This window comes from Chengkuizengella axinellae (assembly GCF_030730905.1).
Lineage (GTDB): Bacteria > Bacillota > Bacilli > Paenibacillales > KCTC-33759 > Chengkuizengella > Chengkuizengella axinellae.
Genome location: NZ_JAVAMP010000004.1, coordinates 1 through 24,723 on the forward strand (window position 1 = coordinate 1; position 24,723 = coordinate 24,723).

At 36.2% G+C, this 24,723-nt stretch carries 19 protein-coding genes; 3 read left to right on the forward strand and 16 right to left on the reverse strand.

The features are described from left to right. From Q5Y73_RS10955 to spoIID, 16 genes are all read right to left on the reverse strand, one after another. Positions 1-876 (reverse strand): S-layer homology domain-containing protein (locus Q5Y73_RS10955; RefSeq protein WP_305991943.1); only part of this gene is annotated, 876 nt, incomplete at its 3' end. A gap of 328 nt (positions 877-1,204) precedes the next feature. Then, a complete protein-coding gene (locus tag Q5Y73_RS10960; RefSeq protein WP_305991944.1) occupies positions 1,205-4,045 on the reverse strand; it encodes an S-layer homology domain-containing protein in 2,841 nt (946 codons plus the stop codon). Positions 4,046-4,466: 421 nt separating this feature from the next. Beyond that, positions 4,467-8,492 (reverse strand): S-layer homology domain-containing protein, encoded by a 4,026-nt coding sequence (locus Q5Y73_RS10965; protein WP_305991945.1) that lies wholly within the window; start codon positions 8,490-8,492, stop codon positions 4,467-4,469. 281 nt (positions 8,493-8,773) lie between these two features. Next, positions 8,774-9,874: an MraY family glycosyltransferase gene (locus Q5Y73_RS10970; protein ID WP_305991946.1), complete on the reverse strand. Its 1,101-nt coding sequence runs from the start codon at positions 9,872-9,874 to the stop codon at positions 8,774-8,776. Between the two features lie 46 nt (positions 9,875-9,920). After that, positions 9,921-10,682: a WecB/TagA/CpsF family glycosyltransferase gene (locus Q5Y73_RS10975; RefSeq protein WP_305991947.1), complete on the reverse strand. Its 762-nt coding sequence runs from the start codon at positions 10,680-10,682 to the stop codon at positions 9,921-9,923. A gap of 1 nt (position 10,683) precedes the next feature. Then, complete coding sequence (gene csaB / locus Q5Y73_RS10980; RefSeq protein ID WP_305991948.1) at positions 10,684-11,838, reverse strand: polysaccharide pyruvyl transferase CsaB; 1,155 nt, start codon at positions 11,836-11,838, stop codon at positions 10,684-10,686. Further along, positions 11,814-13,823 carry a DUF5693 family protein gene (locus Q5Y73_RS10985; protein ID WP_305991949.1) on the reverse strand — a complete coding sequence of 670 codons (2,010 nt, stop codon included), beginning with the start codon at positions 13,821-13,823 and terminating at the stop codon, positions 11,814-11,816. The genes csaB and Q5Y73_RS10985 overlap by 25 nt, the downstream gene beginning before the upstream one ends. Before the next feature lie 17 nt (positions 13,824-13,840). Continuing rightward, on the reverse strand, positions 13,841-15,571 hold the full coding sequence (locus Q5Y73_RS10990) for a phospho-sugar mutase (protein ID WP_305991950.1): 1,731 nt from the start codon (positions 15,569-15,571) through the stop codon (positions 13,841-13,843). Continuing rightward, on the reverse strand, positions 15,568-16,023 hold the full coding sequence (fabZ, locus tag Q5Y73_RS10995) for a 3-hydroxyacyl-ACP dehydratase FabZ (RefSeq protein ID WP_305991951.1): 456 nt from the start codon (positions 16,021-16,023) through the stop codon (positions 15,568-15,570). The genes Q5Y73_RS10990 and fabZ overlap by 4 nt, the downstream gene beginning before the upstream one ends. 494 nt (positions 16,024-16,517) lie before the next feature. Then, positions 16,518-16,757, reverse strand: a complete 240-nt coding sequence (locus Q5Y73_RS11000; protein ID WP_305991952.1) for a DNA-directed RNA polymerase subunit beta — start codon at positions 16,755-16,757, stop codon at positions 16,518-16,520. A 121-nt stretch (positions 16,758-16,878) separates the two neighbouring features. Beyond that, the gene (locus Q5Y73_RS11005; protein WP_305991953.1) at positions 16,879-17,739 is read right to left on the reverse strand and encodes a flagellar hook-basal body protein; all 861 of its coding nucleotides are present in this window, start codon (positions 17,737-17,739) and stop codon (positions 16,879-16,881) included. A gap of 18 nt (positions 17,740-17,757) precedes the next feature. Continuing rightward, positions 17,758-18,690 (reverse strand): flagellar hook-basal body protein, encoded by a 933-nt coding sequence (locus Q5Y73_RS11010; RefSeq protein ID WP_305991954.1) that lies wholly within the window; start codon positions 18,688-18,690, stop codon positions 17,758-17,760. Positions 18,691-18,723: 33 nt separating this feature from the next. Continuing rightward, positions 18,724-19,725, reverse strand: coding sequence for a rod shape-determining protein MreB (gene mreB / locus Q5Y73_RS11015; protein ID WP_305991955.1), 1,002 nt, complete (start codon positions 19,723-19,725; stop codon positions 18,724-18,726). 304 nt (positions 19,726-20,029) lie between these two features. Continuing rightward, a complete protein-coding gene (gene spoIIID, locus Q5Y73_RS11020; RefSeq protein WP_305991956.1) occupies positions 20,030-20,302 on the reverse strand; it encodes a sporulation transcriptional regulator SpoIIID in 273 nt (90 codons plus the stop codon). A 299-nt stretch (positions 20,303-20,601) separates the two neighbouring features. Then, a complete protein-coding gene (locus Q5Y73_RS11025) occupies positions 20,602-21,327 on the reverse strand; it encodes a M23 family metallopeptidase (RefSeq protein WP_305991957.1) in 726 nt (241 codons plus the stop codon). A gap of 72 nt (positions 21,328-21,399) precedes the next feature. Next, positions 21,400-22,425, reverse strand: a complete 1,026-nt coding sequence (spoIID, locus tag Q5Y73_RS11030; RefSeq protein WP_305991958.1) for a stage II sporulation protein D — start codon at positions 22,423-22,425, stop codon at positions 21,400-21,402. A 258-nt stretch (positions 22,426-22,683) separates the two neighbouring features. Between spoIID and Q5Y73_RS11035 the strand changes: the two genes are divergently transcribed. Genes Q5Y73_RS11035 through Q5Y73_RS11045 form a run of 3 tightly spaced genes read left to right on the forward strand, consistent with a single transcriptional unit; the run spans position 22,684 to position 24,723 of the window. Continuing rightward, a complete protein-coding gene (locus Q5Y73_RS11035) occupies positions 22,684-22,893 on the forward strand; it encodes a hypothetical protein (RefSeq protein WP_305991959.1) in 210 nt (69 codons plus the stop codon). A 17-nt stretch (positions 22,894-22,910) separates the two neighbouring features. Further along, positions 22,911-23,537: a hypothetical protein gene (locus Q5Y73_RS11040; protein ID WP_305991960.1), complete on the forward strand. Its 627-nt coding sequence runs from the start codon at positions 22,911-22,913 to the stop codon at positions 23,535-23,537. Continuing rightward, on the forward strand, positions 23,530-24,723 hold the full coding sequence (locus tag Q5Y73_RS11045) for a glutathionylspermidine synthase family protein (protein WP_305991961.1): 1,194 nt from the start codon (positions 23,530-23,532) through the stop codon (positions 24,721-24,723). The genes Q5Y73_RS11040 and Q5Y73_RS11045 overlap by 8 nt, the downstream gene beginning before the upstream one ends.

Here is a 24,723-nt window from a genome sequence, read left to right on the forward strand (position 1 = left end):
TTTCAATTCTTCAACAGATAAAACAACTGTTTTACCATCTTCTTGAAGTTCTGCACCATCTACATCTTTATAATCTGAAAGATCATAGTTACCTTCATCTTCAGCTGTTTCTGCGTCAAGAGCTGTGTTGAATTCAACAACAACTTCAACTAGGTTAGTAGCACTAACTGATTTCACAGAAAGTTCTTTAGCTGCTTCAGCTAATTCTTCTGCTTTTTCGTTAGCAACATAAGCACCTTCAACTAAAACTGTACGAGTAGCATCAACAGTGTAATCGTCTTGCTCAGCGATTAAACCTGCTTCTAAAGCAAATGCTACATATGGCTGCGCCCAAGCACTTACATTTTCGCTATCTACAGTTGCTTCCATGTCGATTTCCATGTCAGTCAATTCTGCATAACCAACTGCTATTAACTTAGCGAATTGCTCAACAGTTACATTTGCTGTTGGAGCAAAAGTACCGTCACCCATTCCTTCGATGATTCCAGCTGCTACAGCTGCTTCTACATACTCATAAGACCAACGATCAGCAGCTACATCAGAAAATGATGCTGTTGCTGGAGCGTCTAAATCAAGTTCAAAAACAAGTGCAATAATTTTTGCTGCTTGCTCACGAGTCATATTGTCTTCTAAATGCGGAAGACCATCATCATACCCACTAAAAATATCTTTGTCTTTCAATGCTTCAAATTTCTCCTCAGCTGTCATAGCTTCTTCAGCTGCTACTGCAGAAGCGAAAACTGAGAATACCATAGCAAATGCTAATAATATAGATAAACTCTTTTTCATAACCTTTGTTTCTCCTCCTCGGAATACGTTTGTTTGTTTAGTTTTACTAGATTGAGTTATTGAATCATTTGAGCTCTTTTCTCTCATCTCGATTCACCCCCTTCCTAGAGTTGAGCTGTCATTGTCTTATATTTAATGTCCGTAACATATAGTTACAGAAACTAGCAAATAATACTAGACAAGTTCGCCACTCTAAATATTATACATGGGTGGTGTCTTGTCGTAAAGATATTTTTTGGTAATTTAATTATTTTGTAGATTATGTATAAAACAATGTACTAGTAGTTAAACGCATAAGTTTTAAAAAAGTTGCGATACTTAAAAAAAAAAAAAAAAAAATATCAATATATAAAAAAACCCCGCGTTGTTAAACACGAGGTCTTTAATCATTTCAAAGTATTTATTTAATGATGAATTAATTTGCTGGGATAGCAGCTACATCGTCTGCCCCTTCAAATTTGTTGCCTTCTTCATCTTCAAGAATATCTTCAGCGATAGTAATTTCACCATATAGATCTTCAGTATCTTCTGAAGCTACTAATACTACTGTATTCTCATCTACAACATACGCATTAGTTGGTTGTTCTCCATCAATAGTGAAGTCACGTTTGTTTACTGAACTATCATCAATTAATTCCGTGAACTCAATTACTACGTTATTTCCATCTACAGTGATTTGTTCTACTTCCTCTGCATCAACAGCAATTTCTGGTGCGATAGCATCTGCTACAGTTCTTACTGGGTGTTCTGCATCACTTCCGTCAAATGCTACTGGAGCTTTACCAAATGCATTTGCAGTTGAAGCATCTTCATCAGCATCAACAAATGCTACTGTTACACCTTCACCTGTTGTACCAACGATATCATTTTCAAGAGTAAGCGTTACTAAAGTACCATCATCGTTATAATCAATTTCAACACCATCGATTACGATTACGTCACCTTGGATTACTGTGAAATCTTCTTGTTCAACATCAGTTAATTCTTGGTTGAATTGAACTGTGATTTCATTTTTGCTTATCATTTCAATATCTTCCGCTACTGCACCTACAGGCTCAGTAATTGTTGCAGAAATTTGGAACTCATCTAATTCATTTCCGTTTACATCTACAATGTTTGATGCATATAATTTAATTCCATCTTGTGTTGCCATAGCAGTAGTAATTGCAGTAACTTCTGCATCAGTTAATTCGATAGCAACTGTTTTATCATTTCCAAAGAACTCTAATTCACCTTCAAATTTTTCATTACCATAACGGTAGTTGTCAATATCAAGAGCAGAATCAGTTACTTCTTCATCAAAGATTACATATAACATATCATCATTAATTTCTACTCGATTTAATCCAGCAAAGCTAGAATCATCAATTGTTAATTCTGTTGAGTATTTTTCCATTTCGTTCTCATATAAAGTATCATCTACAAGATCAGAAATTTCTAATACGAAAGAGTTACCTTGTTGATCTTCGTCAAGTTCTAATGTTACAGATTCTTTATCAGTTGCAGGTGCTACAGTGATTTTAACGTCAGCTTCTTCGCCATCTTCATCTAATAAAGTATAAGTTCCATCTTCTAAGTTACCAATTGCTTCACTGAAAGTAACTTCGATTTCAGTTCCAGATTCAACTTCAACACCTGTTACAGTTGGAGCTTCACGATCTACAGATACGTTTAATACATAAGTTGTTTCTTCAAATACGTTACCCCAGTTATCAGTGATTTCATCACCATCATAGTCACCCATGATTGTGAACTCAACGTCACCAGATGGTAAAGCATGATCTTCATCAAATTTTACAAATACAGTTGTTACTTTATCGTCTGCTGTTACAGCATTTTGTAATGCAGAGTCAGTGTAAATACCTGCTGCTTCCCAAGAAGAATAAGTGTGGAAGAAGTGGTTTACTGATAATCCAGATACTGGCTTATCAAATTCTACTTCAACAACTTGTTGGTCAGCATCTACAACTGTTGCAGTTGGAGCATCAGTGTTTTCTTCATAAGTGTGAGTTTCTTTATAACTTACGTTTGAATATCCAGCAAAGTCTTTCACGTTGTTAATAGAAACTTCATAATCGTCACCATCGTCAAACTTAGAGTAAAGTTCGACATTTACTTCATTTTCATTATTCTCATCTACTACTGCACTTTTTACAGATAAGCTCTTAGAACCTTCTTTAACAGTTACATTTTCTTTGTCAGCTGTTTGAACTGGCTCAGTGAAAGTTACTACGAAAGATTCAGGACCTGTAAACTCGATACCTTCAACTTCTGGTAAATCTGCATCAAATACGTTGATTTCTGTAGAGTAGTCAGCTAATGTGCTTCCACCAACGCTCATTACACCATCAATTTCAAGTGTATAAGTTGTTTGGTTTTCTACATCAGAAACTGTTAATACTACTGTAGAACCATCTTCTTGAACTTCAGCTTTATCTACGTCAGCAGAATCTGAAAGATCATAGTTACCAGCATCTTCAGCTGTTTCTTCGTCTAATTGAGCGTTAAATTCAACTGTGATTTCACGTAAGTTGTCAGATGTTACAGAACGAACGTTTAACTCAGCGTTTTGATCGATAAATGCTTGTACGTTGTTATGAGTTGTATAAGCACCTTCAACTAAGATATAACGATCAGCATCAACAGTGTAATCTTCTTGCTCAGCTACTAAACCTTGCTCTAATGCAGCAGCAACATAATGTTGTGCCCAAGCACTGATGTTTTCAGTGTCCACTGTAGCTTCTTCATCTAAAGTAGTACCTGTGAAGAATGCATAACCTTCAGCTAACATTTTAACAAATTGCTCAATTGTTACGTTAGCAGTTGGATCAAAAGTACCGTCACCCATACCATCGATAATACCAGCATCTACTGCTGCTTCGATGTACTTAGTAGACCAGCGATCAGAAGCTACATCAGAAAATGTAGATTCAGCTGACTCATCTAAGTCAAGTAAAAATACTAAAGCGATAATTTTTGCAGCTTGCTCACGAGTCATATTGTCTTCTAAGTGAGGCAATCCATCTTCATATCCATCAAAAATTTCTAATTCTTTTAATTCATTAAACTTTTCTTCAGTTGTCATTTCCTCAGCTGATGCCACAGATGCGAACATTGAGAACACCATTGCGATTGCAACTAATAATGATAAACTTTTTTTCATAACCTTTATGTCTCCTCCTGGATGTTGTTTTTTTGTGTGGTTATTCAAATTACTGTCTTGAGATATTGAATCATGTGAGCTCGTTTTCCTCATTCACGATTCACCTCCTTTCCAGAGTATGAGCTTAATTATTAAAGTTAGGTAGAAAAACGATTGATACGAATACTAGTTGATATATCGTGTTATGCGATTTAGTATATCAATTGGTGTGTATTTGCGTCTATCAATCGGCTACAGGACTTAGTATATCTTAAATTATTCATGAAGTCATTGATAAAGATTTTCCAATAAAACAGCAAAAAAAACCACCTCATACTAAAATCCATATATAATGCTAGTTCTAGCATATTGATGAACCATAACGTCATTCTTAGAAACATATTTACTTCATTTCTGCCCTAAAATGTGAACAACATCACTCGCTCCCACATACTGGAATTGCAAGAATATAAATAAAAGCAAAGCACTATGAATAAGTGCTCTGCTTTTTTGAAACCATAATAATTATATTGAATTATAAATTCGGTATTTTCTTTTCGTTTAATAAAATACGCATAACGATGGCTGCTGCCTCTGCTCGCGTCATATTAGCTTGAGGATCAAAATAATACGTTTCATTGGCATTTGAATCAGAGATTACTTGTTTACCTTGAATGATCTCTTCTTTATATACACCTAAAACAGATGCCCTAGCATAGCTGTTTATATCTTCTGCATCAACAAACACTTTATTCAAAGCGGTGTTTACTTTACTTTCATTCGTATCTAACCTTAGATTCGCTGCTCGTGCAATTATTGTGGAAGCATCTTCACGAGTTAAATTGAGGTCAGGTAAAAACTGATCATCAATCTTACCTCGTACAATCCCGGCTCTCGCTGCAGTTTCAATATATTTGTATTCATACAAGCCATCCGAGGAAGAGGTTCGTTTCCTTACATCTGAAAACGTTCGATCACTTTCAGGGCCTGCATAATTTAACGGAAGATCAAATGCCTTTACAATTAAGGATGTAAATTCACCTCGACTGATTGGTTCATCAGGCTCAAATAGCTGCGTGCTTGAAGCCCTGTTAGTCATAATTCCTTTTGAATACAAAGTATCTAGATAATTTTTAGCCCAAGGATGACCAATTACATCATCAAAAGACTCGTTCATGTACATCACAACATAGTAACCAAATTCAGTAAATGGAACTGTGATTGTGTTTTTCTTCTCGTCAACTTCTCCTCCAAGATTAACCCATTCATATGACTCATTATCCATATAATCTACATTGTAACCATAATGGTATACTGTCACATATCTCCATGCAGAGTCCACTACATTTGGATCATACTTCAAAGTTAATTCACCAGGATTGGAAGGAACATATTGTTCGTCTATTTCTGATACATCTCTATCATAAAACTCTTGATCTCTTTCATATGGATACATACCGCTTCCATATAATATTTCCTCTTGATCTTCTATAGAAGATACAATTCCTCCATCAACCCAATACAAATCACTAATTGCTCTGTATCTCTCTGCAGGATCGTCAAATATTCTAATAAAATTATCACTCACTGAATCAAACCTAGAGTTTTCTCCAGAGAATGGATGTAATGTTTTGTTTACTCTACCATCCGTTGAATCAGCAATAGCTAATAAGATATCCCTTGTTGGAGATAATACCTGTACTCCACCGTCTGATGCATTGTTTTGCAGCAAAATCGTTCCTTTAGGAAAAGATAATTCAATCGCTTTGTCAAATGCATCTATTTTTGTTTTAGAAATACTTTCTTTATATTCCGCACCTGGTACAGGTGTATCTGCATTAATCAAAATAATTTCCACTTCGTCTTCTTGTGTCCCTCTAACTACAGTGAACTTAATTTTGTTGTCGCCTTTTTTCAAATCACTAATTTCAAATACGAATAAATCAAGTTCGTTATTATCGATCTCTATTTCTTCCGTAGAAGTCACTTCTTCTTTCCTATCATAAATAATTTTATCTGCATTTTCAGCTTCTACATAAATTCTTGTATAATTTCCATTTACAAAACCTGTTTTTGTTACAGGATCAATGGTAGGGTAGTGAACTACAAAAGTTGCCGGGTCTCTCCCAATTTCAATGGTTCTTGTATTTATTAAGTGATTGCTTGTATTTCTTGCAATAATTTCTACCGCAAAAGTTCCAGTGCCTTCAAGATCTAATTCTTCAGAAGTAAACGTAGCCCACCCACTTAAAGAACCACTCGGAGCAGAATCTTCTTCCACATCATCTATAAAATCATCATAATCATAATCAAGATCTTCCTCTTTGCCGTATTTATCTTCATAAACACTTAAACTCATCATGTCAAAATCCTCATGGGTGTCATCCCATTCATAGAGCACTCTCTTCTGTTCGTATTCTCCGTCTTCATTAATTCCGCTAAACCTAAATTCTACTTCATTAGCACTTGCTACAGATGTTATAAATTGAAGCTCAGTCTCCTGAGTATAGTATCTATAATCACTTTCCTGTACATAATGATGATCTTCTAAAAATTCACTCTCTACTTCCAATAGTAGAACCTCAGGCAATTCAGAAGTGTAATAAAACATTTCATATTTAAAAGAGGAGATCGGCTCTGCAGCACCAGGATCACCATCAGAACCTAAGGTACCTTGTGGATATATTTCAATGATTAATTCATTTAATCCATTTTGCAGCGCCCAGTCTTCACGATCATGTTTGTCAGTATTATTATTGCCAAAATAAAAACGAAATTCTTCAAAAATACTATTTACTTCATAATGATCTGTGTCTCTAATTTTATCTACTTGATCATTAAATATCACTCTAATATCATCCCACTGACTTGGAGGAATATTCACTGGTTTAATTTGAAAAACTGGACCCGTAAAAGTATCACCATCTGGTTCAATTCCACTTGGTTCATTAGCCGAATCAAAATCTTGAGCTTTTGAGATATTTGTTAAATATACATATGGAGAAGGATTATAATTAATTTCAAATTCCTTAGCCCCCACTTCGAAATCTGTTTGATCCCCGTTATCATCTTTGTACGGTACAAATTTCAAAGTGCTTCTACCTTCAGGCAAATCATCTTTATCTAAGGTTACAATGTATGTAATGGTATCTGTTCCATAATCATCCTCTGTATTTTTAGTTGAAGAACTTGCTAAAAAAGTTTCATCTCCAAAAGAATCTACACTATATACTTTGACACCATCTGCATCTTGTTCGGTAACAACATCTAACAATAAAGTTTCAGTTAAAACCGTAATTTCTATTCCACTAAATAACTTTGTGGAAGAAATGGTTTCATATACTTCTTTGACAAATGGTTGTGTTTCATTTATAAAATAAAAATCAAAATCAAGCGTATTTTGTGAATATCCAGTTTGACTTGGTAGAAATGATACAGTTAGTGTTTGTTCAGTATCACCTGGATTAATGGCAATTCCAGAAATACTTATATCATTAATGAGGTAGTATTCCTCTTCAATCTCAATATCTTCATCTTGGATACCCGTAACTACCCCTCCAATGGAATAACTAGACGTTCCATCCTCATCAACACTGAAAATCACATCATAAGACGTACCTGTCCCTTCTACCTCTACTTTCAAAGTACTATGCGTAGGCTCTTCTTCGTTCCTATTTATCTTGACATCAGTCACGAAATCAATTTCATAACCACCTTGACCATTGCTTGCACTAAATGTAGGCTGTTTGAACAGCATCGATTCAGTTGGCGTATCCAAGTTTGTATTCGCAAAAACCTCTGTGTTATATACGAAGTTGTCCCCATTATTGTATACAAAAGTTCGTTTTGTGTTATATGTAGTATCCGCACTTGAAGCTAGAATCTTTAATTCATTATCCCCTGGTCTTAAATGTAAATCTTCACTTTCATCCTCCCCAGCGGAAAATGAGAATTGACCTGTTCCAGAACGGAAAAAACTAGCATAAACTCCTAATGGATCTAACGTTGTATAACCTAAAAGGGAAGTAGCATTAGGTGCAATCCCTTCAATAAAAATCGTATTGTCATCAGTAGATGGATTCTCTAATGGAACAATCATCCCATTGATGAACTGTCTTTCATCTATTGTCAATTCGTTTATCGTTGTAATCTCTGTATAGTTCACCCATGCAGGTAAGGATTGCGGGTTTGTTCCTGAATCAAGTTTAACCGTGATTTTATTTAAACCTTCATATAATTGAACATCTGTGAATTTAACAAATCCTACTCCATCTATTTCAGGAGGATTGTTTTTCACTTCATTAAATACACCTGTATTCACTTCTTCAATGACATAATATAAATCAGATAAGTCCGCATCATCAATTTGAGTGTAACCTACTCTCAGTTCAATTAACTCTTGTATCGTTGAATAGGGATTTGCTGGTCTTTCGGCTGATATTGGGTAACCTTGAATCTCTAAATTGACTGCTGCAAAAGACGTACTTCCGAGTGGTGGAAGCAATGCAAGCAACATGGCAAAAATCATGATCACACTTAATGGACGTTTGAATGATTTCATCTGGGTTTCTCTCTCCTTTAAAGTAGCTCGTACAATTTACGTGTGGCAAAACACACAGATACTATGTATATCGGATAAATCAATTAAAAAATTTAGTGAAAAAAGTAAAATAATGATGGAATATGTTTGATTTTAAACATTCCACTTGCATACCCCGCAAAAGTCACTTATTAAAAGCAAACATATTCCATTGGTGAAAAAGAAAAAAGGTATGGAATTGGCTTGGTAAAGCCAAAAACCTATACCTTTAAATGAATAGATACTTCTTGTAAACATTCTCTCTAGGATTTAAATCCTAGAAGCTGAGTAGTCATATTCAACACTGAGCGAAACATGGTTCTTTCTCTTTGTTGAATTAGACCCAATTTTCGTGCAAGCATTGTTAATAGAATCGTTACAATTGCTGTTAATATAAGAACCCATAATACACCTTGCGATAAAACGATTGCACTGAAACCAAACGTCGTTGCTATTGCATAAATGGCAAGTACAGTTTGTCGATGTGTTAGACCCATTTGCAGCAAACAGTGATGCAGATGGCTTTTGTCTGCCATAGAAATCGGTGCTTTCTTCACAATTCTTCGTACGATTGCAAAGAATGTATCAGATAAAGGTACACCTAGAATTAACAACGGTACAACAAAGGAAACAATTGCTGCTTGCTTAAATCCTAATATGGAAAGAGTTGCCAACACAAAACCTAAAAACAACGCCCCTGAATCTCCCATGAAGATTTTAGCAGGATGAAAATTAAAGTATAAAAATCCTAGAATACTACCTAACAATAAACAGCTTAATATGATAACTGTCACATTCCCCATCATGATGGACAATACTAATAAAGTAGCCGTCGCTATCGCTGAAACCCCTGCTGCTAATCCGTCTAATCCATCAATTAAATTAATCGCATTCGTTACACCAATAATCCAAAACAAAGTAATAAACGTACTAAGCATACCGTTCACGTTGTACGCATCTCCAAATGGCAATGTAAGGAATGATACTTTTAAATCAAAAACAAAAACTACGATACAAGCCGCAATAATTTGACCTAAAAGTTTAATTTTTGGAGATAACTCTACTCTGTCATCCAAGGCGCCAACCAAAACGATGATAGACCCTCCGATTAAAATTGCAAAAACTGCATTATACTGTACATCCACGCCCATTTTTATTAAAATAGGCAACATCATTCCCAAGGTCATCACAAAAGCGAGATATATAGACAAACCACCTAAACGCGGCATTAATGATGTATGTACCTTTCGATGATTAGGTTTATCTACTGCTCCAACTAAAATTGCAAACTTTCGTACAAAAGGTGTCATCACAAACGATAATATGATAGCAATAACCAAAGCTGCAGCAAAAACTAAAATCATAAGTTGGTATTTCCTCCTCTCTCTCTTATCCAAATAAATGTAATCACTATTTTTTTTCTATAATGATATCTTTATCTCTTCTTACTCTAAACACAAATTTAGGTAAATCCAACATTCTTTTATACCGTGAGGGCTGTTGTAGCAAACGATAAAACCATTCAAGCCTTAACTTCTGCATCCATTTTGGTGCACGTTTAAGCTTGCCAGCAATAATATCAAAAGTTCCGCCTACACCCATCATCACAGGAATATTCAACTCTCGTTTATATTTATAGATCCAAGGTTCCTGTGTTTCAACAGATCTAGCAATAAATAAAAGATCAGGTGAAAGTTTACGAATATCCTCAACCACATCCATATCTTCTTTTTCCGTAAAAAACCCATCACGAGCTTTTACGAAATCAATATTGGGATATTGTTTTTTCAACTTCGTTGCACTTTCCTGAATCGCCTCAGCAGTCGTGCCTAACAAATACACTTTCCAACTTTTTTCATTTGCAACCTTTAATAAATCAAACATTAAGTCAAATCCTGGAACTCTTTCCTTTACTGGATGACCAACGTAATCCGCCGCCCACACTAATCCGGTACCATCTGGTACAACCAATTCAGCACTTTGCATCGCTTTTGCAAAAGATGCATCATTCAACGCAGCCATGAACATAATCGGATTCGCTGTAATTACTTGATGTGTTTCTTTATGCTGAACAGCTTCTGTTAAATATTGTACAGTTTCTTTCATATTCATCTTGGATACGTTAATCCCATACATTTTTACAGAAGGAAATTTTGTTTGAGGTTCATTCATTTCACTCACCATCTTTATATACGTAAAAGTTGCCAATATGTTGCGCTGGTTTTTGGGACATTTCCTTTAATTTGTTAATTAGAGGTTTTTTTTCTAATAACCAACCTTCACATTCTATCATAAGGTTTCTTACATTATCAATGACTTTATCTACATCCAGCTGATCTGTACTGCCAGCTGATTTCATCTTCAACTGTGCTAAAAAATGATCAATCTTAGGATCATAAGAAATGCCAACCACAGGTACGTGTTGATTTGCTGCATAGATTAAGGAGTGCAATCTCATACCAATTAATACATCACACGTACTTACCTCTTCCAACATTTTCTTTGGGCTGTCTCCATATACAATTTGAATATCCTCGGGTAATTCCTTTGTAGAAATACCCATTTGCTGAAGGATATATTGAGTCGCTTCTTGATCATGAGGCATATGGAAAGGCAGCATTTTCAATATTACATTTTCTTTTTCTCTAAGCAGCTTCAATGCCACTGCAATTTTATTTAAATCCGATCGATCCTCATTCCAAAAACGAACAGATACACCAATCGTTTTTGGCATAGAAGATGAGTTTTGTGAGTTTAAACCTTGATTTTCTTTTGCATGAGAATCTTCTTCTCTCAAAGAGAGTCCCATCACAGGATCTGGAACTTGATTTATTGCATCCTGTTCCAAGCCCATTTGTTTTAAAAGGTCAAAGGATGCGGCATCCCGAACAGAAATATAATCACAATGCTTGAAAACATTCCTCACCATTTTGTGAAACAATGGTTTATTTATCGGTCCAATTCCTTGTGCATAAATAAAGGTCGGTTTCCCCAACCATTGTGCTAGTTTAAGAATCCCTAAATAATAGGGAATCGTTTTATTACTCGTCACATCCTGCAGTAAACTTCCTCCACCACTAATGACACCATCGCTTTTTTGAATAGCCGTGTACACTTCTTTTGGTTTCATGCGATGTACTGCTTGTACACCATACATCTGAGATGTTTGGATTGGATCAACTGACAATACAACAGGTTCAATTTGTATATTTGTTTGTGAGGCTTGATCTTTTAAAGCTGTTAAAATCGATAACAATACCGCTTCATCCCCACTATTATTAAAACCATAATAACCTGAGATGACTAGTCTTCTAACAGTGGACTCCACTTTTTCCAACTCCTAACTAGCATTTCCCATACAGCAATCATTATCAGTCCGATCATAATTCCAAAAATCAAACCGTATAAAACACGAATGCTTGATATCACCATTGGTGTGTGTAAATGAGCAAATGTATCTATAATAGATAATTGTCCAATTACGCCTATGATAAGCAAGAACAATCCTTTTCTATATTTTAAAGCTAAAAACAATCCTAATAACAACATTGGATGGCCTAATCCAAATTCTTTCAAGCGTGGTCTAACGCCTAATACATTTTCCAAGAAATATCTAAAGAACAATTCAAGCTGTGAAACTTGTCCACCATTTCCCGTTCTAGTTAAATAATAAAAGGCAGTTCCTGCAATCAATACGGCTACGATCACATATCCTACTTTTAAATCCATCATGAATAGTTTTTTTACTTGCTTTAGAACATTTCGAAATCCGCCTTCTTGTCCATAAAACACGTAATAAACAAATGCAAGACCAATCGGAGCAAGGTGGAGCAAGCTGACGCCTCTAAACTGCTCAAGTACTACCATGTAAGTAGCAGCATTCAACATTCCCACAACATAAAAGGCACCGATTAACGAAATTCCAGTTGCAGTGATAAACAAAAGAAAAGTGGACTTAATTGGTGAGACTACCTGCAAAGACTCATCTCTTATTTTTTGAAAAGCAGTAATGATAGCTAATGTAGGTGCACTTATTGCTGCACCTAATGCAGCTGCCTGCAATAAGAGCGAGGAGTTTAAAACATATAATCCCGCTGAACCTATCATGCCAAACACGAATAGCGGTGTTAGTAAAATCGGTATAAATCTTGAAAAAGTAATCGCTATAAGTGCTACTGCTCCAAACCACATAATTAGCTTGGCAAATTTTTGCCAACCTGCGTTCTCATATTCAAAAGGTTCAGAAATTCCGATTTGAAAACCTTCGTTTTCTATTCGTTCTATAGCCCCATTATCTCCAGATAAACTTTCATATATGTTGCCAAGTGAATTTACAACCTCTGCTTTCATCACATCTTTTTGTATATTTACATTTAAATAAAGCATACGTATATTTCGATCTGTTACTGCGAGCAGCAATCGATCTGATATTTTAGTAGGTGCGAACACGGATTCCCCATCTAATAAGGAGTGAAGACGAACAACGTTATAATCTGTTAAATAGGCTAATTGATTTAATCCTTTTTCTTTTGCAGAAAACTCGTTGATTGCAAATCCAATGTTATATTTGTTCATGAGCTCTGACATATGTGTTAATGAAGCTTTATTTTCCTGTTCTTCATACCCAGTAACAGCACTTCCTGTAAAAATAATTCTAGTGACACCTTGTTCGCTGAACTCTTTCAATAATAGTTCCATATGTTCAGGATCATATGGTCGATTATCGGATAATCGGATGACAATTTGAAAGCCTACACTAATTAGTTGATCTATGATCATCGGATCAGGGTCCATTGGTTCTATTAAGGCTTTCTGTTTTGGATACTCAATGACCAATCCTTTTTGATCAAGAAGCTCCCAATCTCGTACATTGATCTCCAGCTGAGCAAAGGCTTGTTCAATAATGGGGCGAATTTTAATATCCGTTAATCGATCAGGGAATAATAAATATGTAAAATTCTCGTTTGGATCAGGTTGAATCCCTTCTACTAATGAAGCCTCATAAGAGGAAAACAACTCTACTCTCCCAATGGACTCTAAGTCTCCCAAACTGCTTTCAAACACAGCAATTGATGTAATACCCGCATCCTTGATTTGTGTTAACTGTTCTTCAATAAAGCTCTGTGGATTAGACTCATATTGTGCTATTTTCAATACATCGTTGTAATCTAATACAACCTCAACTTGGTTGGCTGTATTTTCTGCTGTATAACGAACCACGCCCAATGGAATTGCGGCGATCATCCCGATCACCACAAGAATCCATAGGGCTTTGTTCATGATGGGGTTCATGTTAGTAAGTGTTTTTAGCAAAGAACTCATCTCCCTGTCTAGCCCTTATTTCCGTCTACTTTGTTCATAATCGCTGCTGATAACTGATCTAAAATCGTTTGTGCTTCTTCTTTGGATTGTCTGTTTACTCCGACATATATTTTAATTTTAGGCTCAGTTCCTGATGGTCTTAAACAGAACCAAGAACCGTCCGCCAATTTATATTTCAATACATTTTCTTTTGGCAATCCATCTAAACCTTTTTCGTAATCTAACACTTCAGTTATAGACGTACTTATCAATTCTTCAGGTGGATTTGTTCTCCATCCATTCATAATAGACCCAATTTGTTCCATTCCCGCTTTTCCTTTTAGCGTGCGTGAATGTAATACCTCAAGAAACGTACCCTGTTTTTCATAAATTTCTAACAGCACATCGTACAATGTTTTTCCTTTTGATTTGTAGTAAGCTGCTGCTTCACAAATTAGCATGGAAGCAACGACCGCATCTTTATCACGAGCATGTGTACCTGCTAAATAACCGTAACTTTCTTCATATCCAAATACATAGGTCGCTTCTCCTGTTTTTTCGAACTGGGACATTTTCTCACCGATATATTTAAATCCGGTTAATGTATTTAGGGTTTTTAGACCGTAACTTCCTGCTATTTTTGCGCCCAACTCACTTGTAACAATCGTTTTGATCAATACCCCATTCGCTGGAATATTGCCTTGTTCTTTTAAATTGCTAAGTAGATATTCTAGCATGATTGCTCCTGCTTGATTACCAGTCAGAACTTCATAAGCCCCCTGTGTATTCTTCACAACCGCACCCATGCGATCACAATCTGGATCTGTCCCAACCATAATATCCGCTTGGATCTCATCCGCTTTCGCAATAGCTAATGCAAAAGCATCCTTCTCCTCCGGATTAGGTGATTTTACTGTCGAAAAGTTAGGGTCAGGCAGCTCTTGTTCTTTAACAACATGCACTTCATCAATCCCAATTTCCTTTAGAGCTTCCCTCACTGGAATATTACCTGTTCCATGAAGGGGTGTAAAAACAACCTTAAGTGGATCAGCCATTTGTTTGATTGTTTCTGAATTTAAACTTACAGAGGTAATCGCTTTAATAAATTTATCATCTATTTCTTTTCCAATGGAAACTAATAATTGATCCTTTTCTGCTTCTTCCTTTGAAGCCTTTTTCACTTGATTAAGGGAATCTATAAGTCGAATATGCTGAATGACTTTTTTAGCATCATCTGGTACAAGCTGACCCCCGTCGGAACCATAAGCTTTAAACCCATTATACTCTGGGGGGTTGTGACTGGCTGTAATGACAATACCTGCTGTTGCATTCAATTCACGCACTGCAAAGGACAACTCAGGTGTAGTACGCAAAGACTCATATAAATAAGCTTTAATCCCGTTACCTGCTAAAACTAACGCAGCTTCCAAAGCAAACTCCGGAGATTGATGTCTTGAATCATAAGCGATAACCGCTGATTTTTCTTGATTCGGCTTTTGAGATTCCAATATGTATTGTGCAAGCCCTTGTGTCGCCTTTCCAACTGTATATATATTCATGCGATTGGTTCCTGCTCCAATCACACCTCTTAATCCACCTGTACCAAACTCCAAGTCTTTATAAAAACGATCTTCAATTTCCTTAGGATCATTTTTAATCCCTTGCAGCTCCTCTTTTGTCTCATCGTTAATAAAGGGATCTTGCAACCAAAACTGGTAATTATTGATTGCCTTTGTTTCTAATCCTTGATTTGAACTCATTCTTTATTCCCTCCATCTGCTGGTTCTGGGTTGGATATAGCAAACATAATCTCCCCTTCAGCAACAGTTTTTCCGTCTACAGATGCAGTTGCTTTTCCTTTACCAATACTTCCCTTAGCACGAATGATTTCTACCTCAAGGCGAAGTGTATCCCCAGGTGTTACTTGCCCTCGAAAACGGAATTTATCCAGACCCGCTAGGAATCCGATTTTCCCTTTGTTTTCTTCCATCTTTAAAATAGCAACAGCCCCTACTTGAGCTAAAGCTTCTGTAATTAAAACACCTGGCATAACAGGATAATCAGGAAAATGACCTTCAAAAAAAGGTTCATTCATGGTCACATTTTTAATCCCTATCGCTTTTTTACCTTCTTGAACCTCTAATATGCGATCCACTAATAAAAATGGATAACGGTGAGGAATAATTTGTTGTATTTGATTGATATCTAACATTGTATAGTTTCCCTCCAATAATAATTATATGTTTACTCTTATGAGTTTTCATTGTTCTTGGATTAATGTATAAAAAAAGCTCAAAAAAGTGAAACTAAAAGTAATCCCCTTCATGATCTGCAGTAGTGAAGGTTGATATAACTTGAGCATATTTATAAAACGCAGCCAAATGCGATTGTAAATATGCTCTTTAATTACCAAAAACTTTCTTGGGTATATTCTGATTCAGTGACTTAAACTGAAATATGTAAATAATAGAAGTGATAAAACACATTCGCGGCTTGCCAATGAATAAGCTGTTTCCCCATTCATTATACCTAGCTAAACAAGAAAAGAAAACTCCCTGAGGGGGAGTTTATTTTAAATTTTACATTTTTCACGTTCTCATGCTGTAAAACTCTCTCTTCTTCAAGGGGACAGCATAATTTCACCTGATAAGGTCATCTAACTTTCAGCGGAAGATATAAAAACTCCCACTGAAAGCAAGATTCTCTTTATCTATCCGCAAAAATTAAATTAATTAAATGTTTCCATGTTTCAATATCCAAAACATCGGAGGCTGGTCCGTCCCCAATCGTAACATAACCGATCACGACACCAACATAAAGTGCAATGATACATAAAACAGGAACAAGAAAAAACCTTAATATTTTTAATGTTATTTTTGCAGGCTTAGGCAATGAAGTTTTTTTCTTTTTTTTTGCTGTTTTTGTTGTATTTGCATTCGTATCCATAGCTATTGCTTTATCTCCCTATTGTAGTGTGTTCAAAAAGTATATACTGCTACGGTCAAGACTGCTTTCTGAACGCCGACTATTATTATAGAACAAAAACTCCTATCGGAGTGTCTGAGGTCTAAGATCTTAAATTTGCAGCAAGTTTCATCATTGTTTCTGCATTGCTGTATGCTTTCGAAGTTAATTGGAATGCCCTCTGTGTCATCATCATCTCCGTCATTTCTTCGGAGAGATTTACATTAGACTGCTCCAAAAATCCCTGTAGAACTCTAATATTCGTTTTATCTTCAGGATCCTTAGTTAAATTACCATCTTGGTCGATCTGATATACAAGTGTTGGATCTTCCAATATGTCCTCAGGAAGTGTGTATAAGCTATTTCCCGCTGACTGCATGTACTGTGGGGATAAAATACGTACGACCTTCAATTGACCTAGCTCCAGAGGCTCCTCACCTGGATTTAAGTTATTGTATGCAAAAATCCTTCCCGTTTCATCAATTGTAAAATCATGATTCACAGGAATGGAAACAGGTTCATTGTCTAAGGTCTTTACCAACTGCCCACTGCTAGTTGCTAAATGCATCACTTCTGGGTTGTCAAAGGAAGGTACCAACTGAAATGATCCATTGCGTGTAAAGAGACGCTCATTTCCATCAAGTGTCCCTACTTCAAAAAAACCATCCCCATCGATAGCCAAATCAGTTGAAAGGTTTGTTTCAGTTAATACTCCTTGCTCCATCATAAGGATTGGATTAGAAACTCTAATCCCTACTCCCTCCTGAACACCCAAGGAGGTTTTTCTACCTTCTAGTTGAAAATCATCCACTTGATTTACTCTAGTTGTTAATAAATCTTGAAATGAGGTATCTAATTTTTTATATCCTGTCGTATTCAAATTAGCCACATTATGAGATTGAATATTCAATTTTTGCTGCAACGCCTGCATGGAGACCATAGCGCTAATCATGGAACTATTCATTCATTTCACCTCTAGCATTTACTGTACGCGTCCAATATCATTGACCGTTTTACTTAAGGTCTCGTCTAACATTTTGATCACTTGCTGATTTGCTTCGTACACTCTTAATGCACTCGTTAGATCCACCATAGACTGTGCTGCATCTACATTAGACCCTTCAGCAAATCCTTGAAGAACTTGAATCGGTTGATCTTGGAGTTCATCAAGGACGGTTACAGAAGCTTGATCTTCGTTTGTTATTACATATACACCATTTCCCTCTCGGGTCATATGGTGCGGATTGTTCACTTGAGAAAGTTGTAAAACAATCGGTTGTCCTACAATATCTGTTACCTCTTCCCCATTATATAATAATTGACCATTTTTTTGTATTTGAATTTGTTCTACAGATAAATCATCATCAAATAAAATGATAGGCTGTCCATCTTGACCTAAAAATTGAAAACCTTCCTGTGTTACCAATTGCTTCTGATCATTGATAAAAAGTTTTGCATTTTGTATGTATCTAGTCTCCTCATTTGCATCCCACAAGGTGAAGAAAACCTGAGGTTGATACACCTCTATTCCATCTGGCGTAAGGCCTTTTCCAGATGCATCAAACTGAATTTCAATCAGGTTACCATCCTCATCTGTAAAGGGATTGCCATCTTCATCCACTGGCTGAAGATTCGAGTTGATCATCAAATCTGATGGAAGTCTCGTTTCTATAAATTGTCCAGGTGTAAAGATATTGACCGTTTCTTCAATCATAACACCTGTTTGGAAGCTTCCAATTTCATTGGAAGAACCTTGGTTTATCATAGACATATAAATTTCAGGGAAAGAACGAGAGATGGGTACCGCTTGCTTATACCCAGGTGTATTTAAATTAGTAACATTATTTGTAATCGTGTCGTGTCTTTTTTGTTGTGTAAGCATGCCTGCGGCCGCTGTATAAAGTCCTTTTATCATATACGAAAGCTCCTGTCGCTATCTATCTTTATCTTATCCTAATTTCCTTTTTGATAATTTGTCAAGGTTGTCCAACATGATTCCTGTCCCTTTTACTACACATCCCATTGGATCTTCCGCAATGAGTACAGGTACCTTCAGCTCCTCGGCCATTAATATATCTAAGCCGTGTAGCATAGCACCGCCACCAGTTAGTATAATACCACGATCAATGATGTCTGCTGCTAATTCAGGAGGTGTTTTTTCCAATACATTTTTTGCAGATAAAATGATCGCTGAAACAGGATCCCATAAAGCCTCTTTTACTTCTTTAGCCGTAATTGTAACGGTTAAAGGCAAGCCACTTACCAAATCTCTACCTCGGATATCCATTTCCTCGTTACTTCGCTCAGGATCTAATGTACCAATTGTTACTTTTATATCTTCTGCAGTCCGTTCCCCAATTAATATTTTATATTTATCCTTAACATATTTCATGATTGCGACATCCAGCTTATCCCCTGCAACCTTAAGAGAAGAAGAGGCAACGACATCCCCCATGGATAAAACAGCAATGTCCGTTGTTCCTCCTCCAATATCCACTACCATGTTGCCACTAGGTTGAAATATATCCATTCCTGCACCAATTGCAGCCGCTTTCGGCTCTTCCATAAGAAATACTTCTTTTGCACCACTGCGTTGTGCTGCTTCTCGAATGGCCTTTTGTTCAACAGAAGTAATGTTCGTAGGGGCACAAATTAAAATTCGAGGATGGCTATACCACTTTTTTCCTCCAACTCTAGAAATGAACCTTTTGAGCATCACTTCTGTAATTTCAAAATCAGCGATCACTCCGTCTTTTAAAGGTCGAATGGCTATAATATTACCTGGGGTTCTACCTACCATTTTTCTTGCAGGCTCCCCGACTTCAATTACTTTTTTCGTTTCACTTTCCTGCGCTACAACGGAAGGTTCATTGAGAACTACGCCACGTCCTTTAACATGAATGAGAACATTTGCAGTTCCAAGATCTATACCGATATCTTTATTAAACATAGATAGCTTTTTCCCCCTATGAATTAGTCCAGTGTTTTTTTATTAGATAATATAAATATAATTACATTTTTTATAAAAATTCATGTAATATAAGAAAATCTCTTATCGCTGACTATTCGTAGAGGTTGTTGAATTCTTCATAAGGATAGATTTTCTTGAGGAAGAAAGTATGCCTAAATCTTTATACTTTACTGTCCTTTACAAACAATCGAGTGAATTATTATTTATTTTTTCGATATAGATCCATATAATTCCTTCAATTTTCTCATTTTTATTAATTTTTTTTAATTATTGACGTAATTTTCTATGAAGGTGAGGCAGATTTCGTTTTATTTTTTTTGTACTTGATCTTTGTTGCTTCACCTCCTCTTAAATGGCGAACTGATTTGTGGTACTCTAAAATCTCCTTTACTTGGTTGGCCAATTCCGGGTTTATTTCGGGCAGTCTTTCTGTCAAATCCTTGTGCACCGTACTTTTTGACACTCCAAATTCTTTCGCTATCGTACGAACCGTTTTTTTGGTTTCCACAATGCAACGACCAATTTTAATGGTTCGCTCCTTGATGTAATCGTGCACTCCCCTCGCCTCCCTACTCGAACTAGTTTGGTACATTATATGAGGGGATACCTTAGATATTCTTTGAATACAAGCATGACAAGCTGTTAAATTTACAAAACAGGGGATTTGAACAAAAAATTGAAAAACAGCTGCCTAACAAATTTACAGTCTCAAAGCTGAATACAGCAGGGAGTGTTCACCTTAAAAAATAAACTGATACTTATATTGTCAAAGCAAAAAAAATCCCATTCACTAAAATGGGATTTTTAAATTATTCATGGAAATAGGTTTTCTTACATTCTTTTCTTCATCAGTAATTAGCTTTGAATGAATTCTTCCGGATTTACTGCTACATCATTTTCATAAATTTCAAAATCAAGATGAACTCCAAAATCTTTATCGAGTTCATTTGTACCAGCCTTAGCAATCACATCTCCCTGCTCTACTTCTTGATCGACTTCAACCTGTACATCTGTTAAACTTTGATATACTGTTTTCATACCATCTTCATGCACGATCTCTACTAAGTTTCCAGTTACAGGATGTTTTTCAACTCTAGTAACCTTACCATTATTAGCAGCTAACACATCAAAACTTTCACCATCTGGATGTGCAATAGAAACCCCTACACTAGGTGTCACACTACCTTGAAACTCAACAACTGCATCTAATTTGCTTTCATTGTCGCCATTTTCATCATAGAAATGACGAATAATTTCTAAATCTTCTTTGTTTTCTACAGGCCAGACAATCGTTTCAGCTGTTACAACAACGGGTACATCTAAACCAGTTTCAGAATCAGTTGGTTGATTCATATCCTCAGTAAGCTCTAATCCTATCTCTGGTTCTGTTAAACTAGTTTGATCATTGCTCTGGAAATACACCATGAAACTTACAATTAAAACAACTGCAGCCATATACATGGCCGGAAATACCCACTTCTTACTGAAAAACCTTTTCCATGATCCAGCTTGAGTATGAGAAGCTCCTTCTTTATTTTCAGGAGTTTGTTCAAGCTGTTTCTCTTTATTATTCTCTTTCATATATACATCACCTCAGCAATCATTGTTGCCAGATGATATAGTTTTATACCTATTATTACTAGATTTTTTCTTTTAAAGAGTTGTATTTACCTTTTGAACCTCAATTCCCTGATAATAATGTAATAAAATCTCTTCTGCTGTTCTGCCTTCCTTAGCCATTCCGTTCGCCCCCCATTGACTCATACCAACCCCATGTCCATAGCCATATGATGTAATTTGAATCTCATTCCCTTGCAAATCCATTTCAAACTGTGAGGAAGAAAGACCTAATCTCTCTCTCACTTCTCTACCAGTTAAAACTATATCTCCAAATGCTATTTTTTTAATACGATGTCCTTCAGACCATTCCAGCACTTTAATCAATGTTTGACCTGTGGATGCTGGTTGTGCAGGATTAATGTTTAATTTGTTAAAAAAGTCCTGTGTGGACAACACGATTGTGTTTTTATACTTTGGAGAAATCTCAACATCCCATGGACTTTCTACACTACGTAAATAAGGGAGTTCTATACTCCAATAATCTTCAGAGTTCTCTGTATATCCATTGCTAGTGGAAAAAAAAGTAGAGTTTATTGGATGATTGTCATAGGTCGCAATTAAACCTTTCGTTTCGTTTACGGCACGGTTGATTTTATCCATATTATCCTCGTAGATTACACCTGACCAGCGCTGTTGAAGTTTTTCTTCAGATAAATATACTTGATGACTTACTGTATCTGTCACGTACGCACCTTTCCCTTCAGCAGGCACATTACTAAAATCTTGTTCTACCATTCTTCTAAATATGTAGGTTCTCGCAGCAATGGCTTGTGCTTTTAAAGCTTCCAATTCAAATTCTATTGGCATTTCTGCTGCAATCACTCCTTTTACATAGGTTTCAAGAGGAATAACTTCAACTTTTTTATCCTTTGTCATATAAATAGGAACGTATATGGGCTCCGTTTCTTCTATGACACCACTCTTTGATTCATCTTCCATAAGGCTTATACTCGGACTCTCTTCTTTTTCATTTACTAGAATGACAGGAATGATAAAACTAGCAACTAAAAGTACGCTTGCCCACAAAGCAAACCACAAAATAAAGTGATGTTTATTCATCTACTCTCCTCCGATTAACCAAAACTAACACTATCATATGTTTTCAATAGATAGGATAGAACCAAACGAATCCAAAGTTGAAATCAACATTTTCCATTGAAACCGATCACTTTCTGTGTCGTAATAATAAGTATGTAAATAAATTTTAAGGTGAAAATAAAATGTCAAGTGTAGGCTGAAAAGGAATATGATATTCTTAGTACAGACTTGTAAACATGAACTGGAAGTTAAGTTGTCTTTTAAGGAGGTGAAGTAACATTGGGTACTCGAGTAATTATTTATGAAAAACTCGAAAGTGGAGAGTTGAGTAAATTGGATGAACGTACTTGGACCGAAAACCTACTCAGATCATTAGAGCATGCAAATTACATTACGATTAATAAGACAGAGTATGAAATGGTAGAAGGACGTTTAAACATAGATGAGGAAGTGCTTGAAATTCTAGTCATCTCTTCTAAAAAACCTTAAAAGGAGGTGAATGTTAAATGAAGCAAGATCAAAAGATCGCAGAAAATTTATTTTATAAAGGCAAACCATTAAAAACATTGTCTACAACGTTAGGCATAGCCCTAGTTGCTAACTTAGCCATAACACCGTTTGTTTATGCTGAAGGAGATACAACTGGCGGTCCAGAACCTACGCTTGTAGAGTGGTCATCAGAAGATGTGAAACAATATTTTGATGCAAATATGGATTGGAATATTCCTTTGCTTATTTCGGAAGAACAACCTCTTGAAGAAGAGCAAGAAACAGGTGCTGAAGGCGGCAATCAACCGGTATACATTCATAATGGATTTGGATGGGACGATTTACTGCTTTACCATTTAATATTCAACAGCGGACGTTCCTATTCAACTAAAGGTTGGTATGATTCCAGACCTGTTTACGATGCAAGAACAAACAAAACATATAAACCAAAAGCATTTGAATCTGGTACATTCCAAAACAAACCAGTGGTCAATTCATCTGTAAGGCCAAAAACTGTAAGCAGTGAAGGAAACATTACAAAAAGAGATTCCAATAAGAGCACATCCACTTCATCAGGAAGTATTGGAAATAAATCCAGCAATCTGAGCTCCACGAGCAAATCAGGAGGAAGTTTCGGTGGATAAAAAAGTGTATCAAGTTGTTGGATCACCTCATTCGAATCGGCAAGAAAGAATAAATCAACTCCAAGAATTAGGCTTTACATGGGGAGATTTAGATCACTATTGGATTGATCAAGCAGTAGCGATGGATCATGATATATGGGACGAAATCAAATTGGCTTCCGAAAACCTATGGACTGTATTTGACAAAGCTGCACGATTTACAATCGGTAGAAGAGATCTGTACGCACTCATGTCTATACCAGAAATATTATGGGATGGTTTAGATTCATTGCTTCCTAATGAAGCAGGAAAAATGAGCAGGTACGCACGATTTGATTACTCCATAACAGAGCAAGGAGAAATCAAGCTGTTTGAGCTGAATGCAGATACACCAACTGGTTATGTGGAGTCTTCTGTTGTTACTCCGTGGGTTTGCGATCAAATCGATCTAAATTCTCCCAACGTGAAAATGAAGGATCATGTCCGATTATCATGGGAAAAAGAAAAACCAGAATACGCTACTTGTGTAACTTATGGAGAACATTTAGAGGATTCAGGCACGATAGAGATGCTAGTTAAACATAGCGGATTAGATGTGCAGTGTATTGATACGTTAGATTTGTCTGTAGATGAAGGTATCGTAAAAGATAAAAAACTTCGTCCCATTGATCGAATGTTTGCCCTATACCCCAAAGAATGGATGGCTGTTGATGATGGAGGAGAAGCTTTAGCTTATGCCATTGAATCCAAAAATATTGAGTTATTCAATCCCTTGCATGCGGTAATTCTTCAATCTAAAGGGCTGCAAGCCGTTATCTGGGGTCTGCACGAGCTTGATTCAGATATTTTTACGAAAGAAGAACATGATAGCATTGAAAAATATATGCTGCCAACATACAACAAGCCCATTTTTGATGGCAACTACGTATCCAAATCTATGTTTGGTCGTGAAGGTGGTTCAGTGAAAATTTATGATCATCAAGGCACCTTAGAAACACAAGATGAAGAAGGATATGATACAAGCGTATTATTTGATCGGGTATATCAAAAACGAATTGATCTTCCGAAAATAGAGCTTCACAACGGAACATTTCATTTATTAACAGGTGTTTTTATGATTAATGGAGAGCCATGTGGTCTGCTTGGTCGAGCAGGAGGGTTAATCACAGGTAATTCAAGTCATTTTATTGCGATGGGGGTGAAATAA

What these genes read in the sequence shown, in the direction of transcription:
- Q5Y73_RS10960 (WP_305991944.1), bottom strand. Translation starts at nt 4,045, where the DNA reads ATGAGGAAAACGAGCTCACATGATTCAATATCTCAAGACAGTAATTTG.
- Q5Y73_RS10965 (WP_305991945.1), bottom strand. Translation starts at nt 8,492, where the DNA reads ATGAAATCATTCAAACGTCCATTAAGTGTGATCATGATTTTTGCCATG.
- Q5Y73_RS10970 (WP_305991946.1), bottom strand. Translation starts at nt 9,874, where the DNA reads ATGATTTTAGTTTTTGCTGCAGCTTTGGTTATTGCTATCATATTATCG.
- Q5Y73_RS10975 (WP_305991947.1), bottom strand. Translation starts at nt 10,682, where the DNA reads ATGAATGAACCTCAAACAAAATTTCCTTCTGTAAAAATGTATGGGATT.
- Q5Y73_RS10990 (WP_305991950.1), bottom strand. Translation starts at nt 15,571, where the DNA reads ATGAGTTCAAATCAAGGATTAGAAACAAAGGCAATCAATAATTACCAG.
- fabZ (WP_305991951.1), bottom strand. Translation starts at nt 16,023, where the DNA reads ATGTTAGATATCAATCAAATACAACAAATTATTCCTCACCGTTATCCA.
- Q5Y73_RS11000 (WP_305991952.1), bottom strand. Translation starts at nt 16,757, where the DNA reads ATGGATACGAATGCAAATACAACAAAAACAGCAAAAAAAAAGAAAAAA.
- Q5Y73_RS11005 (WP_305991953.1), bottom strand. Translation starts at nt 17,739, where the DNA reads ATGAATAGTTCCATGATTAGCGCTATGGTCTCCATGCAGGCGTTGCAG.
- Q5Y73_RS11010 (WP_305991954.1), bottom strand. Translation starts at nt 18,690, where the DNA reads ATGATAAAAGGACTTTATACAGCGGCCGCAGGCATGCTTACACAACAA.
- mreB (WP_305991955.1), bottom strand. Translation starts at nt 19,725, where the DNA reads ATGTTTAATAAAGATATCGGTATAGATCTTGGAACTGCAAATGTTCTC.
- Q5Y73_RS11025 (WP_305991957.1), bottom strand. Translation starts at nt 21,327, where the DNA reads ATGAAAGAGAATAATAAAGAGAAACAGCTTGAACAAACTCCTGAAAAT.
- spoIID (WP_305991958.1), bottom strand. Translation starts at nt 22,425, where the DNA reads ATGAATAAACATCACTTTATTTTGTGGTTTGCTTTGTGGGCAAGCGTA.
- Q5Y73_RS11040 (WP_305991960.1), top strand. Translation starts at nt 22,911, where the DNA reads ATGAAGCAAGATCAAAAGATCGCAGAAAATTTATTTTATAAAGGCAAA.